At 38.3% G+C, this 16,218-nt stretch carries 11 protein-coding genes; 7 read left to right on the top strand and 4 right to left on the bottom strand.

Annotation, left to right across the window (positions count from 1 at the left end; genetic code table 11):
- The first annotated feature begins 434 nt into the window (after positions 1-434).
- Both BC008_RS03365 and BC008_RS03360 read left to right on the top strand, forming a co-directional pair.
- Positions 435-3,506 (top strand): zinc-dependent metalloprotease, encoded by a 3,072-nt coding sequence (locus BC008_RS03365; protein ID WP_027843246.1) that lies wholly within the window; start codon positions 435-437, stop codon positions 3,504-3,506.
- A gap of 358 nt (positions 3,507-3,864) precedes the next feature.
- A complete protein-coding gene (locus BC008_RS03360; protein ID WP_058183119.1) occupies positions 3,865-5,145 on the top strand; it encodes a DegT/DnrJ/EryC1/StrS family aminotransferase in 1,281 nt (426 codons plus the stop codon).
- A 157-nt stretch (positions 5,146-5,302) separates the two neighbouring features.
- Here the strand turns inward: BC008_RS03360 and BC008_RS03355 are convergent, their stop codons facing one another.
- Positions 5,303-7,834, bottom strand: a complete 2,532-nt coding sequence (locus tag BC008_RS03355; RefSeq protein ID WP_027843247.1) for a sigma 54-interacting transcriptional regulator — start codon at positions 7,832-7,834, stop codon at positions 5,303-5,305.
- A 496-nt stretch (positions 7,835-8,330) separates the two neighbouring features.
- Between BC008_RS03355 and efp the strand changes: the two genes are divergently transcribed.
- The 3 genes from efp (at position 8,331) to BC008_RS03340 (ending at position 10,408) form a co-directional block, all read left to right on the top strand.
- A complete protein-coding gene (gene efp, locus BC008_RS03350; RefSeq protein WP_027843248.1) occupies positions 8,331-8,888 on the top strand; it encodes an elongation factor P in 558 nt (185 codons plus the stop codon).
- Between the two features lie 561 nt (positions 8,889-9,449).
- Positions 9,450-10,001: an acetyl-CoA carboxylase biotin carboxyl carrier protein gene (gene accB, locus BC008_RS03345; protein ID WP_027843249.1), complete on the top strand. Its 552-nt coding sequence runs from the start codon at positions 9,450-9,452 to the stop codon at positions 9,999-10,001.
- Positions 10,002-10,063: 62 nt separating this feature from the next.
- Positions 10,064-10,408, top strand: coding sequence for an ArsR/SmtB family transcription factor (locus BC008_RS03340; RefSeq protein ID WP_027843250.1), 345 nt, complete (start codon positions 10,064-10,066; stop codon positions 10,406-10,408).
- Positions 10,409-10,524: 116 nt separating this feature from the next.
- Here BC008_RS03340 and BC008_RS03335 read toward each other — a convergent pair whose 3' ends face one another.
- The 3 genes from BC008_RS03335 to BC008_RS03325 form a co-directional block, all read right to left on the bottom strand.
- Positions 10,525-11,100, bottom strand: coding sequence for a GerMN domain-containing protein (locus tag BC008_RS03335; protein WP_027843251.1), 576 nt, complete (start codon positions 11,098-11,100; stop codon positions 10,525-10,527).
- A 73-nt stretch (positions 11,101-11,173) separates the two neighbouring features.
- Positions 11,174-11,980, bottom strand: a complete 807-nt coding sequence (locus BC008_RS03330) for an LmeA family phospholipid-binding protein (RefSeq protein ID WP_027843252.1) — start codon at positions 11,978-11,980, stop codon at positions 11,174-11,176.
- A 146-nt stretch (positions 11,981-12,126) separates the two neighbouring features.
- Positions 12,127-13,938 carry a proline--tRNA ligase gene (locus BC008_RS03325; RefSeq protein WP_027843253.1) on the bottom strand — a complete coding sequence of 604 codons (1,812 nt, stop codon included), beginning with the start codon at positions 13,936-13,938 and terminating at the stop codon, positions 12,127-12,129.
- 188 nt (positions 13,939-14,126) lie between these two features.
- Between BC008_RS03325 and BC008_RS03320 the strand changes: the two genes are divergently transcribed.
- Both BC008_RS03320 and BC008_RS03315 read left to right on the top strand, forming a co-directional pair.
- Entirely contained in the window at positions 14,127-15,521 is a 1,395-nt protein-coding gene (locus tag BC008_RS03320) for a hypothetical protein (RefSeq protein WP_027843254.1), read from the top strand.
- Between the two features lie 198 nt (positions 15,522-15,719).
- On the top strand, positions 15,720-16,163 hold the full coding sequence (locus tag BC008_RS03315) for a serine/threonine protein kinase (RefSeq protein WP_058183118.1): 444 nt from the start codon (positions 15,720-15,722) through the stop codon (positions 16,161-16,163).
- The last annotated feature ends 55 nt before the right edge of the window (positions 16,164-16,218 follow it).

Below are 16,218 nucleotides of genomic sequence, written 5' to 3'. Positions count from 1 at the left end.
TTGATTCTTCAGATTAAAATCAGCTAGTATTATTTTGTACCACTACTCGTCGGGATATTGATTCATTTACGACTCCTTTGTATGGGATTGCTCTAACAGACAAATAAAAAAAGTTTGTTTAAAGTATCTTTAGGTTGTCAAAAAAATTGATTGTCCAGATGAAATTGTTATGTTATCTTCCCAGCATCTTTTCGGAACTATTGCAAAAATAATATGTACTGTTTGCTACAGACGTAGTGGTTAGGAAAAATACTACAGTAAAACAGTGCAAAATAACTAGAAAAAATTGCAATACGAATTCTAGCAAGAGGCTAGCTGCTTGACTTTTCGCTGTAGTCGCTGTTTTCTGGTCAAATAGGGTGAAGTGGATGTGCCTGTGTTGAAAGTTTGCAGAAAATACCAGTATTTGATGGTAGTGGTCAAGGATATAACAGATGAAGAGATTAATTTTTAATATTATTTGTTTGCAAAGCTTGTGTTTGGGGGTGGTAGCTGCCTGTTTTAACTTCCCAGTTAATCAAGCGTTGGCAAGTGCTAAATTAAGAGAGTCAAACACAGTAGAAAAACAAAAGTCGTCACTCGTAGAAAAAGTTGCCACAAACCAAGTTACTATTTATGAGAAAGAATCCGGGTCAACATTGTCAGCAACATCAACATCTGTCAAAAAATATCCCGTTCTACGGCAACAGAAATTAAATACTTCCCAAGTATGGGTTATTGATGGGGGAGAAAAGGCACAAAAGCAACCCTTCATGTGGGAAGTCAAGGATATCAACAAAATTGATCGACAACCTTTTTTACAAGTAAATAGTCAACTCCAGAAAGTTACAGGTACAACGGGAAAGAGTACTGCTATTAAGAAAAAAACCAAAAAAACAGCTTTAAAACCCTTTAGTCAGATAACAAAAAATACAGAATTAGTCAAAGGCTTATTTAATCTTTATAAAGATAAAGAAAAAAATAAAATTTATTTAGAAATTCATCCCTCACAACTTAATAAGAACTTTTTAGCGACAGCAACTTTAGAATCAGGTATTGGAGAAGCTGGTATATACAGTGGAATGCCACTGCAAGATTTTTTATTTTATTTTCAAAGAGTAAATAAACAATTACACTTTATTGTTCGTAACGTTAATTTTCGGGCGCAAGAAGGAGACCCTCAAACGCGATCGCTAGCCCGCTCCTTTAGCGATTCAGTGCTTTACACGGTCAAAATCAAAAGCATTCATCCCCAGCGGAAAACGGTTTTAATTGACTTAGGAGATTTGTTATTATCCGATTTGGCTGGGCTATCTAGTAGTTTGGGTGTTTCCAGTAGTAAAGATAAATCTTATTTTGGTAATGCTAAGGCTTTTCCTAAAAATGTAGAAATTGAGTCGGTATTAAATTTTTCTAAAGCAAGTAGATCTACTAAAAAAAATAAAAAATTTGGCTCATTACCTGATTCAAGAGGTTTTACTCTGCGGGTACATTACAGTTTGTCTCAGCTACCAGATAACAATTATCAACCCCGTTTAGCTGACGAACGGGTAGGTTACTTTATTACTGCTTACCAAGATTTATCTAATTTTGAAACTGGCGACCCCTTTGTCCGGTATATCAATCGTTGGAATTTAGAAAAACAGGATCCTTCTGCGGCGATTTCACCCCCGAAAAAACCAATTGTGTTTTGGATTGATAATGCTGTTCCCTTTGAATACCGGGATGCAATCAAAGAAGGCGTATTGATGTGGAATAAAGCTTTTGAAAATGCAGGCTTCAAAGATGCAATTCAGGTGCGTCAAATGCCGGATGACGCGACATGGGATCCATCAGATATTCGCTACAATACTATTCGTTGGATTAACACAGTAGATGGGTACTTTGCCATGGGACCATCCCGAGTTAATCCCCTAACTGGAGAAATTTTAGATGCTGATATTTTAGTAGATGCTAGTTTTGTGCGGGCGCTAAAACATGAATATCGTCAAATAGTTAAACCAACAAAAACTCCCCCCAGAACTTCCCTATCAGCGTTCATGCAAAATCGTATGCTGTGTACTGGTAACAGTTTATTAGGTGAGAATGAAAGCGAGCAGAAAGAAAAATCGCCGCCCCATATCCAAGGATTAGTTAGTAATTTATCTGAATTAGCACAACGTTATGATTTATGTTACGGCATAGAAGCTGCCAACCAATATGCTTTTGGTTCTTTAGCAATGCAACTTCTGTATCAAGAACCGCCCAATAGTAGCAATTTAAAACGATACGTTCATCAATACTTACGATTAATTATTGCCCATGAAGTAGGTCATACTTTGGGTTTAAGACATAATTTTCGCGGTTCGACTTTACTAGAACCAGATGAAATGAATGATAAAGGTGTTACCCGTCGTCGGGGAATAAGCACCTCTGTGATGGATTATTTACCACCAAATATTGCTCCTAAAGGAACCAAACAGGGAGATTATTTCCCGAATGGGGTGGGAGTTTATGATGAATGGGCAATAAAGTATGGTTATATGCCAACTAAAGCCACATCCCCAATATCGGAAAAACCATTTTTAGAAAAAATTGCTCGGGAGTCGGAGAAACCAGAATTAAGCTACGCGACGGATGAAGATGTGCGTAATTTAGACCCTACTGCAGATGCATGGGATAACAGCGGTGATGTGTTAGTTTATTCTCAGTGGCAGTTAGAAAATTCCCGGCTGATGTGGGACCTACTCAATAAAGGTTCCGGTTCCAAGAATGGAAGTTTTAGTGAAGTTAAAGAAGATTTTGGTAAAGTATTAAGCCACTATTTCCAACAAGTATATTACATCTCAAAATACATTGGCGGTCAGTCATTTCATCGAGTTAGTCCCAATAATAGTCGGGGAAAACTACCATTTGAACCTGTTCCCGTGGAAAAACAAAGAAAGGCATTAAAAACTCTACAAAAGTATGTCTTTGCTGATGAAGCCCTTCAATTTTCTCCACAACTCTTAAATAAGTTAGCACCATCTCGCTGGCGTCATTGGGGTAGTTACCCGCGTACTGGTCGTTTGGACTATCCAATTCATGATTTGGTGTTATATTTACAGACCATGTTATTACGGGATTTACTCTCTAGCGATCGCATTTCTCGCTTGAAAGATATTGAACTCAAGACAGAAATCGGTCAAGCACTGACAATCCCAGAATTATTTGACACTTTACAAACGGGGATTTGGACAGAAGTACTCAAACCTGAGGATAAAGATAAAGACAAAGATACGGATAGAGATTCAGATAGGGGTAAGGGAATCGAAATTTCCAGTTTGCGTAGGGGTTTACAAGGACAATATGTGAATCTTTTGTCTGAAATGGTTCTACGAAAGCGCTATGTTCCTGAAGATGCTCGTAAAGTTGCTTGGTATAAGTTACGGCAACTGCGTGAAGAATTAAAAGATGCTGATTCTAAGGATGAATATACTAAAATTCATCTACTAGAAACTAGAGATAGAATTAAGAAAGTTCTTGATGCACCTTTAGAAACAAATTAAGCGAAACATCAGTCAAAAATTAGTAGTCAAAAATTAGTAATTAAAAATCAGGAATTCATTCGCGAATATCAGGGATGGGATTGTTCGGTTAACTCACTTCGTTATTGGTGGTTTGAGTAACACAGCATTCTCAACCCAATATTTAATATTAAGTAACAATGTGCAACATTTATTTGTAAAACTACTAAATAATTTCAAGTCATAGGATCTTAAATTATAGGATCTTAAATTATATACTTTGAAAGTTGTAATTGATTTATACTTAGTAGTTTTATACATCATCTCTATTGAATGGATTCTTGATGTTTGTTCTAACAAATTAGAAAGATAGGCTGATTAAAGAAACAGGTCGAAACAGATGAATTTACTTGAAAAAACATCAAATCATCAATTATCTCGTCCAAGATTTCGCGCCCATCCTACAATCCAATTGGATATTACTTTTAGTGATTTCCACGCTTGTTTTAGTAAATTCAATCCTTTTATTAATCAACAAAATTATTTAAGTAGTATTGAATCTTTTTGGCATACAGATAAAGAAGTTTTAGTGACCTTATCTGTCAGAACTAGTTTAGATTTATTATTACAGACATTAGATTTACCTCCTGAGTCAGAAGTATTAATTAGTGGAATTAATATTCGGGAAATGGCGAAAATAATCCACAGTCATGGGTTAACTCCCGTCCCAATTGATGTTTCTATAGATACAATCGCTCCGAAGATAGAAGTATTAGAACAACTTGTTTCTCCTCGCAGTAAGTTATTACTAATTGCCCATTTATTTGGGATTATTATTCCCCTAGAGCCCTACGTTGATTTTTGTCATAAACATCAAATTTTACTTGTAGAAGACTGTGCCCAATCTTTTGCAGGGAGAAAATATTACGGTTCTCCTGCAGCCGATATTAGTCTATTTAGTTTTGGTCCCATCAAATCTTGTACCGCTTTGGGTGGTGCAGTAACATTAATTAAGGATAAAAAATTAGCTCAAAAAATGGCTATTATTGAGCAAAAATATCCGCAAAAAAGTGATTTTTGGTATTTGAAGAGGGTATTTAAATTTTATCTATTAAAGCTGTGTTCAATGCCTTGGTTGTATTCTCAACTAATAAATTTAATGAAACTATTAAATTTAGATGTGGAATCAACTATCAAAAAAGTAACTCTTGGTTTTCCTAGGGGAGAATTACCCACCAAACTTCGCTATCGTCCGCCGCGTCGTTTACTATGGTTATTAAACTATAGGCTCACTAACTGTGGTGATTTTCAAGAACGTACCCAGCGAGCCAAGGATTTTTTACAAATGTTGCCAAGTAATATTAGTATTCCTGGTGATCTATCTGAATATAATTCGTTTTGGGTAATGCCAATATTTATTGATTCTCCCGATAGTATCGCCACAAAACTACGCCAAGCTGGTTTTGATAGTGCAAGGGGAAATCGCAGTTTATTTGCTATCGATGCAAAGCCAAATACACCTAGTCATCTATTACCAATTGAAAGTCAAAGTCTAATGGAACATATTTTATGTTTGCCATTATCAAATGTATTGACAGCAGAGGAATTAGAATATCTTGCTCAATTAGTTAGAACTCAAATATCAAATCAGTCTGAAAATAGTCAACGTATACAGAATTAAGTATTGTAACGATTGTTTTAAATTTAAACTGCGGTCGCTTTGCACATAAATTTTATATGCCGGTGCGTTATGACGTGGTAGTAAAAATGACCAATAAAAGATATTTTCTTGCACGCCTAACGCACCCTACAAGTAATAGATGCTTAAAAATAAACGGTTAAAGCAGAATAATTTTCCACATGCTAATTGCCATAATTAGGCTTGCTAAATGTTGCCAAATAAGTTTTCTCAAAGGTTGACGAGCAATTTTTTGCGTGAGTAAAAATGCTAGTAAGGTGGAAATAATTAGAGTAGAACCTTGTAGAAAGGCAATTACAGCCGGATGAGCAACTGCTACCGGTAATTGTGTTCCGTCTAAACCAAAAGTTGCTAAAGTAACCGGTAATATCCTTCCACCTTCTGATAAACCCAAATGTAAGTAATGGGCTAGATTTCCTCCCAAAACTAATGGAATATAGCCGTAAGCAAGTTTCATAAATGGTTGAACTTTGGTACGATTTTGCCAGCAATAAAGTTTCGTTAAACTATGTGCTAGTAAAGAAATAGCTATGGGAATAACTAAAGCTGATAGTGATAGAGCTAGATGCGCCCAAAAGTTATTTAAATTGATTTCTAAACCCAAATAAAACTGTAATTCTGGTAAGTGATGAAGATAAACCCCACCGAATAACAAAAATAACAATGCAACCTCGTAGTTATGGGGCACATGGGTTGTCCAAAGTTCAATACCAGGGGGACGCAAATTAAACTCTACAGAGCGGTGAGGACAGGCTTTAAGACAGGTCATACACAGCACGCAGTTTCGATTATCTTCTAACTGGGCTGGATGGGAGTATACGGGACATCCATCGGTTTCCATCCCTTCTCCTTTTTCTGGTCCACCTTTATAGCACTGATAGGTAGTACATTCAGCCGAGCAAGTTCCCTGCTGTGCTCGCAGTTCTGTCATCGAGAGTTTGGCGAATAAACCATTCATTCCCCCAATGGGACATAAATACCGACACCAAAACCGCCGTTCAAAAATTGTGGAGAAAATCATTGCTCCGGCGGTAATTAATAGCAGCAAACAAGCAGAAAGATAGGCTGTATTAGTTAAATTCCAAATTTCTTCCCACAAAAAAATTAGTGCAAACAATCCAAATAAAAACCATCCACCCCATTTTTCTGCTTTTTGTCTAGGCCAAGATTTTAACTTTCTCGGGAATAACCATAAAGATATTTTTTGGGTAATTTCCCCATAAATCATAAATGGACAAACCGAACACCAAATCCGACCAACAAAGGGAAATATTATCAGGGAAATAGTCCACCACCAAGCCCAAAACAGATTGAGAGCAAAATTTCGATCTCTGGTTTGTGGACCTAGAAACAGTACTAAGACCACAATGGCAAATATAGGAACTACAAAACCATAATTAATTCTGTCCGTCCACCAAGGACTACGCAAAAATCTTCTCAGCTTGGGGTAGGCGTTTAATAAATTGACTCGAAATCGCTTTTTCTTAGTATCGACTGACCAGAAAGTTTCTTCTGTCAGTTCCTGTGTTTCTCCGGCTTGAACTATAGCCCTTTCAACTAAATCTTGTAATTCTTTTAAGTTCCCGGGGAAATCATAGGACTGCAAACGCCGTAATGCTTCTGGAGTGACTTTCGGGCGAGGAATACTTTTATCGCGGGAATAAAGACTGATGTAATACTTTACCTGTGCTTCGATGTCCGTTTTCCGGACTCGTAATGGTGGAACATTGATAGTTTGCTCAACACATTTTTGCAGATCTACTTGTCTTTTCTGCCCAATAATCAGAATGCGAGCCTTACTTGTACGAGGTTCAATTACATCTGCTTCAGAACGGCTAATAGGTTTATATTCACCTGTTCGCAGCCAGTTGTTTACCTTAGGGAAAAGTTGGGATGGTAATTCTTGAATATTGTTAAGAACCAAAGTTCCTTCACCAAGCCATTCTATTAGTCCTGGTTTACCCCCAAATCGACCAAATAAATCTGCACCACTGGCTTGAAGAATAGCGCAGTTAACTTGAATTATGGGAGTACGGCGGTACTTAGAACTAAAGTGAATTAAAGCAGCGATATTATCTTTTTCTAAACCAGGTTCTCCAAAAATCAATACAGAGGAACGCTCATTTGCAACTTCTTTAATTTCCTCTCGCAGTCGTTTTGCGTAGCGACTCGAACCTATAATTCCTCGCTGGGCTTTGGTTACTAAGTAAGGACGTAAAGCAATAGTACGTTCCTGCTCGTAACTTAAAACTGAAGCGAGCTGTGCTAGCTCAGTCACCAATAGACGGGAAATCGCTTGGGATGTCTCCGGAAATTGGTTAATTATTTGTCGAAATTTAGCAGCAGGGACAACCCAAAATTTACATTCACTTAAGGTTTTAACCCCACATGAAGCAGCTTCGTTTAAAAGTAATTCTTGAAGATTAATTACACTTCCAGGAAGTAAACTGCGCAGCTTACCAGGATTATTTGACTCGCTGCAATCAGTTTCTAACCTACCTTCCAAGAGAATGTATAGCCCTTGGGGTACTTCACCTTCACTCACAATAACTTCATCGGCTTGGTAAGCTTGTGATTCCATCGCTTGAGCGATCGCATTCAGAGAATCTTCTTTAAGAATTCCTAAAGCCGTGCTTTCTTTTAGCCAGATAACTGAATCTGGAAACTTCATTATACGTACTCAACACAGGCTGATACATGTAAGTAATTATCACTAAATACTGACACAAACCACAAGTTAAAACTTATCTTGCTAAAGATAGATTTTTGGAAATTGGAAATTGGTAATTGGTAATTGCTAATGGGTAAAGGGTAATGGGTTAAAGATTACCTATTACCCTTTAACCTAAGATTGTCACAAATATATATATTTACATTTATTAATCAATTACAAATCATATAGATTGTGAATGATTGAGTAAAGAGTTTTTTTTTTGCAAAATCGATCCGATCAATTCCTTATTACATAACTCTTGGACGATATACAACTGGGTACTTCAGGTAAACAATTTTATAAAATGTCTAGCTGGATACTGGAATTTATCGCTAATAGCGACTAAGCTTTTACCTTCAATGAGTAGTAATCACTAATCAGTCATGAGTAATAACTAAATCTTCCCCTTGAGGGGTACAATAAATGCCGATTGTCTTCCAAATTTGAAAGCTTCATGATCTCGAGTAATGATTTTAGACCCGGTGTATCGATTGTGTTAGATGGGTCTGTTTGGCGGGTGGTAGAATTCCTCCACGTCAAACCAGGAAAAGGTTCTGCCTTTGTTAGGACAAAACTAAAAAGTGTGCAAACTGGGAGCGTTGTTGAAAGAACATTTCGTGCTGGGGAAACTGTACCCCAAGCAACTTTAGAAAAAAGCACCATGCAACATACTTACAAGGATGGCGATGATTACGTCTTCATGGATATGGAGACCTATGAAGAAAATCGCTTGACTGATTCTCAAATTGGCACGGGAGTCAAGTACCTGAAAGAAGGTATGGAAGTGAACGTCGTCAGCTGGGATTCACAAGTATTGGAAGTAGAATTACCAAATGCGGTGGCTCTAGAAGTCACGCAAACTGACCCAGGAATTAAGGGCGACACTGCTACTGGTGGAACCAAACCGGCAACTCTAGAAACTGGAGCAACAGTAATGGTTCCTCTATTTATCTCTCAAGGAGAACGTATTCGTATTGATACTCGTGATGATAAATACTTAGGCAGGGAATAACATAAATCTTAATTAAGATATGTGCTCTCAATTCTCCTGGCAGTCAGGATTTGTGACATCAGGACAGGGTGCGATTTATCCGTACGCAAAACTGTTATACAGCGGTTTTGCCGCAGATAAAAAGAGATTGAAATTTCTTGATTGCGAGCAAGCTATAGCAGAATTGTGCGAGTGAGACGCGCCCCACTGCGCTCAATGCGTAGCTATAAATGCGTAGCTATACAGTAAAAACTTCCAGGAGTAAAACTTTCAGGAGTAAACTTCCAAGAGTTAAGACTTGTAGGGGTTAGTAAAGGGCGTACAAACCTCTAGCAAGAAAACAACATACCTCGTTTATGTTACCTGTCAATCAGAGTCTGTGGCGTCGGCAGAGTCTTTGATGTGACCTGTCTGATTGTCGAACTTTATCTCATTGACTCACAATCCGTTATAATCTCCTGCTGTAATTTCGCGTCCTTGGGATGCTCATATCTAAACCAAGTTTATTTCCCTGTTTTGGAAATATTTTTCTTGAAATATAAACCTATCTAAAACTAAACAATTATTGAGGTATTAAAACCTGTGCCATTGGACTTTAATGAAATTCGCCAGTTGTTGGTAACTATTGCACAAACAGATATTGCAGAAGTAACCCTAAAAAGTAACGATTTTGAAATTGCTGTTCGTAAGGCTGTTAGTTTTAACGAGCGAGTGTTATCTGTAGAACAAATTTCCTCTGCTAGTGAGGTAAACTCAGGATTAACATCAGTCTCATCTAACACATCTAGCTTACAATCAACAGTAACTACAGATTCACTCAACGATCGCAGTCAAGACAATTATGCTACTAGTAGTACGCAAGCCAATACTAATTCTAGTGTCATTGACCAAAGATTAGTTGAGGTTACTTCTCCAATGGTCGGAACTTTCTATCGTGCTCCGGCTCCAGGAGAAGCTGCATTTGTAGAAATCGGTGACCGAATCCGTAGTAATCAGACGGTGTGTATTATCGAAGCCATGAAATTAATGAATGAAATTGAAGCAGAAACATCGGGACAAGTCATGGAAATACTCGTCCAAAATGGAGAACCTGTCGAATATGGTCAACCTTTGATGCGAATTAATCCAGATTAGGTATTAATCTATATAACGGACATGTCATTGTAAAATTTGTTAGTTCTTGCGGGTCAATTCTGATGAAACAAGTATTGCCTGTACCCTCTGAAGTCGTGCAACAAGTGGCTGAATACTTCAGCCTACTCAGCGAACCAATGCGTCTACGATTGTTGCATCTACTACGGGACGAAGAAAAAAACGTCCAAGAGTTAGTAGATGCAACACAAACTTCTCAGGCTAATGTATCAAAACACCTGAAAGTTATGTGGCAAGCGGGTATTCTGAGTCGACGCAGTGAAGGTACTTGTGCCTATTACAGTGTTGAAGACCAGATGATTTTTGAATTGTGTAATCGGGTTTGCGATCGCCTTGCAACAAGGTTAGAACAACAAGCCCGTAACTTTCGTGTATTGAACACTAAGTAATCATCGAAATATGAATCGATTGTGTCTACACATTCAAAGTCTCAAATATAACCATGGACTGTTGACAGATAACGGTTCTATCTCGGTCAAATAAGCTTCAGGTAAATAAACCTGAATCAAAGTTCAAAATTTTGATTAAAGCTCTCGCGAGTTAGTGGTTGGTTTAAAACTAAACCTTCACCACCTAAAACTTCGAGTGGCTTACCATTCACCTCGATGTACACCTTTGCCTTGGAATTTAAACTTGTGGCAGTGTATATTACCTGTCCTAAGCGACCAGTCATAGAGGTACTACCACCACCACTAGTAAATTCTTCAGATAAATTAATGCGTACTGCATCAGATTCCACCTTAATACCCAACAATTGTGTTCCCTGGGGTATGGTGGTCGATCCAGTGCCTTCTGTTGGGCCTGCGAGTAACTGTTTAAAAGCTGTTTGTAATACTTTATTTGGCTCACCATCAGATTTAACTTGAATTGGTTGAGATTCAAGCTTTAAATTTGTACCAGCATTCTCAAGCCAATATACGCTGACTTTTTGATTTTTAAGCTGTTCGCGACCAGGTGGTTCGGGGGTTGGATTTGTATTTGAAGTCAACCAAGCTACACCACCACCTACCGTTACAACAGCAGCGGAGACAGCTGCAATTACAGCAGAAGAGATACCTTTAGATTTTTGTTGTTCTTTCATTTCCAAATTATCCATCAGGGCTGAGAAAGTCTTTACATTGTGAGGAGAAATTAGGTAGATGAAAAGACAAGACCTATGAGCTCAGTTCTTTTAAAAATTTAGAAGAAGGCTCTATCTTTATAAATGCTGCAATTTCAATTGCTGCCGGTTTTATATTCAATTTTAGAATCCGCAATTGTATTCCTTCACTTTCTAAATTACCTAAATCCAATTGTTCATTTAAATTATCTACAATTTGATTTATTAATTTTTCCGGTGCTTTTTCTTGGTTTAATTCTACAGTCGGATTCACCAATTGAATCTGCCTACCTGCGATTACATTTAGTCCTGATTCCACCCGGATATTTAGAGGCTTACCGTTCCCTTCCTGCTTTAATTTTAGCTGGAAACGCAAGCGGTTTTCTAAAATTTTGATTTGAGGATTAGCTAAGTTATATACATCTGATGAAGAATTATTAGATGAAGATACCGAAACAAGATTAAACTTCTTCAAACGATTTAAAAAATCCGGTGATTCTAATAATTTATTGACATCTTGTTGAGTTAAAACTAAACGTACCCCCATCTGTAAAGGTTTTTTTAACGGAAGTCTTTTTTGTCCCCGAGCATGAATATCTAATTCAATCGGGTCGGTTTCTAAATCTAACTGTGAAATATGGATGTTTTGATTTTTTAAAAGCAAAGAACGTCCTGCAATTCTGACTTTTTCTACCCGACCTTGTAGTAATTGGTGTGTGGGAACGTTATCAACTCTGACTTGGAGTTCTTGTGCTGTTTTCAGTCGGGAACGAATAGCTTTTTCTGCTGTTCGATCTACTAATAACCCCGCAGGAGTAATAAAACCTAACAAGCCGGATAGAAAAATTGTCAGTAATTCCATTTTTCAGTTATCAGTTACCAGTTACCAGTTACCAGTTTATGGCTAGCGCCAAGACTTTACAGACCACATTTGACTGTTAACTGTTATTTAATTACTGTCTACTGTTCTCTGTTCCCTGTTCCCTGTTCCCTGATAATTGTTCTCTGTTAACTGTCAACTGATTTAATCTGCTCCCCTAATTTAGATACAACTTCATCAATGGGAATTTCGTGTGTTTTACGGGTTTTACGTTCAACTAATTCTACTTTCCCATTCTCGATCGCTCTACCTGTAACAATGCGATAGGGGATACCAATTAAATCGGCGTCTTTAAATTTCACACCTCCGCGTTCGTTGCGATCGTCGAGTAAGGTTTCAATTCCGGCTTGGTTGAGTTGCGCGTAAAGTTTTTCGCCGATTTCTACCTGTTGGGCATTTTTGATATTAGGAATTGTCACAATAACTTGGTAGGGAGCAATTTCTACCGGCCAAATAATTCCATTATCATCATAGGATTGCTCTACTGCTGCTTGGGCTAAACGGGAAACGCCAACCCCATAACATCCCATGAATAAGGGTTGATCTTTACCTTGCTCGCTGGTGTAGGTTGCACCCATTGCTTCAGAGTACTTTGTTCCTAATTGGAAAATATGACCGGCTTCGATTCCCCGAGCAGATTGGAGTGTTTGTGTGGGGTCATGAATCGCGCGATCGCCAATTTTTGCTGTGCGTACATCAACGATAATTTCTGGTAATTGGAATTGGTCGCCCCAATTAGCACCAACTACGTGATAATTCCCTTCATTTGCACCGGTGACAAAATTCTTTAAGTCTATAGTTGTTTTATCTACAAAGTGTAAAAACTTTCCTACTATCTTTTCATTAGAACCAGATTTAATATAATCATCACTAATATCGGGTGCGATGTAACCTAAAGGTAAGGGTTTAGCTGTCCACTTTGATTGAGCTTCACTACTAGGTACATCTAAAGCAATAATACTGTTCGCACCGTAGTTAGGAGCTAATCTTGTTAATTCATTTTGTAATTTAACATCGTTAACTTCTTGATCGCCCCGAATACTGACGATTACCAGGACAGTGGTACCGTTGTCATAAACTGTTTGGTAAAGAACATTTTTAACTATACTGGTTGGAGAACATTTGAGGAATTTACAAAGCTTCTCAATTGTTTCTGTTCCTGGTGTTTCTTTTTTTTCGTAGCTGCTAAAGGGAGAAGTTTCAGCATCGGGAGGTAAAGAAACAGCTTTTTCCACATTCGCGGCATATTTACCATCTTCAGTGTAAAGGACCTCATCTTCCCCTGCTTCCGCCAAAACCATAAATTCTGTGGAACCAGAACCACCGATCGCACCGGAATCAGCTTCCACTGCTCGAAAAGTCAAACCACAGCGTCGCAGCATATTGCTGTAGGCTTGGTACATATCCTCATAAGTTTCTTTCAGACTTTCTTCATCAGCATGGAAAGAATAACCATCTTTCATAATAAATTCCCGACCGCGCATTAAACCAAAGCGGGGACGAATTTCATCGCGGAATTTTGTTTGAATTTGATATAAATGTACCGGTAGTTGACGGTAGGAACGAATCATATCCCGCGCTACCGTTGTAATTACTTCTTCATGGGTGGGACCAAGCGCCAAGTTTTGCTCCCGTCGGTCGGTAAGGGAAAACATAATTCCCTCAGCTTTCGTATACGTATCCCAACGTCCGGATTCTTTCCACAGTTCTGCCGGTTGGAGCTGGGGTAACAGACATTCTTGTGCGCCAGTAGCATTCATTTCTTCGCGCACGATTTGGGAGATTTTTTGCAGAACTCGCCACATTAGGGGAAGATACGCGTATACACCGCTACCTATACGACGAATGTAACCAGCACGCAAAAGTAGTTTGTGACTGGGTATTTCGGCATCTGCCGGATCGTCCCTGAGGGTAAGGAATAACATTTGTGACAGTTTCATTTTCTCTTTCCTTTAATTAAAATTAGATAATTTTTAGATAATGTTTAGCTTATCTAAAAGTCAAAATTGTCCGTTTGCAGTTGCACTATTTACAAGTTCGCTGTTTGAAATTTCCCTATTTGTAGTTCTACTTTTTGCAGTCCCACTTTTTACAGTTCCATTTTTTATAACTTTAGGAGAAAACTATTTTGCCCCATCCAATTGAACGAGCACAGCCACCCCTAGAGTTTATACCCCCAGCACTTAACCCTCTATTTCTCAGGGTTACTCAGTTTGCACTACCAATTTGGCTCGATACTTTAACAGCAATCGCCAAAGTTGAAGCTGACAATGTTGAGATTTTAATCGATTTGATTCGCCAATTTCAGGAAAAAAAAATCCGCTTGATGGTGGCGTTTCGTCATCCCCAAGTGGAAGATCCACTTTGTCTTGGTTACTTGTTTTCGAAGCTGGTACCTCAAACTGCACGAGAACGAGGAATAGTTCTCCAACATCCAATTCACGCCCATTTTATCTATGACCGGGGAATTCCTTTATGGGCTGGTTCCCATATTGGTTGGGTTTTATCTCGTTTGGGTGGAACCCCAATACAACGGGGTAAAGCTGATTGGACGGGTTTGCGATCGGCAAGAAATTTATTTACAAATGGAAATTTTCCCATTGCTGCGGCTCCGGAAGGTGCAACAAATGGACTTTCCGAAATTCTCAACCCATTGGAACCCGGTATTGCTCAGTTAAGCTTTTGGTGTGCGGAAGATTTGCACAAAGCCCAGCGCAACGAACAAGTTTTAATTCTACCAATAGGTATCCAATACAGTTATGTTGATTCTCCCTGGGAGAAAATAGAACAAATTTTAACTAAATTGGAAGTTAGTACCGGTTTAACTCCAAGCCAAAGCGGTTATGATATCCGTTTACCACAGGAATCTCTCTATCCTCGGTTAATTTCTTTGGCAAAACATTTACTGTCTTTAATGGAAGAATTTTATCAACGGTTTTATGGTCAAAATATACCGACTGCAACAATTCCAGAAACAGAAATAAGTGATGGTAACGAAGTAATTGCTGCACGCTTGCAAGCTTTATTAGATACTGCATTACAAGTTGCAGAGAAATATTTTGATTTACGTCCTAAAGGTAACTTTACTGATCGCTGTCGTCGCGTGGAGCAAGCTGGTTGGAATTATATTTTTCGGGAAGAGTTTAAGGATATAAAAGCTTTATCAGCGGTTCAAAGGGGTTTAGCTGACAAAATCGCAGAAGAAGCGAATCTGCGCATGTGGCACATGAGGTTAGTAGAAAGTTTTGTGGCAGTTACGGGTAGGTATGTTCGAGAAAAACCCAGCGCGGAAAGATTTGCTGAGACAACTTTATTATTATCGGATATGGTAACTCGGATCGAAGGTGGTAATCCTTTCAAGCGTCCCCAATTGGGCAAACAAAAAGCAAAAATTACTATAGGGGAACCGATATCTGTTTCTGAAAGATTTGCTGCTTATAAGTCTTCGCGCAGAGGTGCGAGGGAAGCTGTTGCTAAATTGACTTTAGATTTGCAACAAGCGATGGAAGGTTTGATTTTTTGATGGTTGATGAATAACCATCAGCACATTTATGGAGATTTATATAAAAAATAGGTTTGAATTAATTTATATCGTAAGGTCTAATAAATAATCTTTGAGATAATTACTACTTACTTGCTCACTTCACAAACCAGTGAAATCAAGGATATACCCAACCGAACATTGTGTTAAAAAGAAAAAGACTCTAAGTGTATAAAATTTATGCAAGTTCGTTTGATCCACGGTCGCCATGCTCTATCTCCAAATCCTCGCTCGGGTGGAATGGCTGATGTATATCAAGCAAGAGATATGGTTGATAATCAACGACAGGTTGCTGTCAAGATATTTAAACATGGACAGATCGAGACTGATATATTAGCAGAGTCTTTCAAAAGAGAGACCCAAGCACTTAAAGAGTTAAAACATCCAGGAATTGTAGAACTCATTGACTCCGGTGAGGATAAAAATACAGGTGAGTATTTTCTTGTTTTAGAGTGGATGGAGAAGAATTTAGCGACATTTCTAAAAGAATCTCCACCTGAAGGTTGGGATTCTTTTTGGGAATCTGTGGCTTATCCAGTGTTAGAAGCACTTGCTTTCTCCCATAATCGTAATTGTATTCATCGGGATATTAAGCCTAGTAATATTTTAATTAGGGCTTGCTGAATAAATACAAAAAGGTGATGGTTAATACATTATCAGACCCAAGGAATATATTCAG

Origin of the sequence: Mastigocoleus testarum BC008 (assembly GCF_001456025.1) — a bacterium.
Taxonomy (GTDB): Bacteria; Cyanobacteriota; Cyanobacteriia; order Cyanobacteriales; family Nostocaceae; genus Mastigocoleus; species Mastigocoleus testarum.
This window is presented reverse-complemented; position numbering and strand designations above follow the sequence as displayed.

What these genes read in the sequence shown, in the direction of transcription:
- BC008_RS03355 (WP_027843247.1), bottom strand. Translation starts at nt 7,834, where the DNA reads ATGAAGTTTCCAGATTCAGTTATCTGGCTAAAAGAAAGCACGGCTTTA.
- BC008_RS03360 (WP_058183119.1), top strand. Translation starts at nt 3,865, where the DNA reads ATGAATTTACTTGAAAAAACATCAAATCATCAATTATCTCGTCCAAGA.
- efp (WP_027843248.1), top strand. Translation starts at nt 8,331, where the DNA reads ATGATCTCGAGTAATGATTTTAGACCCGGTGTATCGATTGTGTTAGAT.
- BC008_RS03315 (WP_058183118.1), top strand. Translation starts at nt 15,720, where the DNA reads ATGCAAGTTCGTTTGATCCACGGTCGCCATGCTCTATCTCCAAATCCT.
- BC008_RS03335 (WP_027843251.1), bottom strand. Translation starts at nt 11,100, where the DNA reads ATGAAAGAACAACAAAAATCTAAAGGTATCTCTTCTGCTGTAATTGCA.
- BC008_RS03340 (WP_027843250.1), top strand. Translation starts at nt 10,064, where the DNA reads ATGAAACAAGTATTGCCTGTACCCTCTGAAGTCGTGCAACAAGTGGCT.
- BC008_RS03330 (WP_027843252.1), bottom strand. Translation starts at nt 11,980, where the DNA reads ATGGAATTACTGACAATTTTTCTATCCGGCTTGTTAGGTTTTATTACT.
- BC008_RS03365 (WP_027843246.1), top strand. Translation starts at nt 435, where the DNA reads ATGAAGAGATTAATTTTTAATATTATTTGTTTGCAAAGCTTGTGTTTG.
- BC008_RS03325 (WP_027843253.1), bottom strand. Translation starts at nt 13,938, where the DNA reads ATGAAACTGTCACAAATGTTATTCCTTACCCTCAGGGACGATCCGGCA.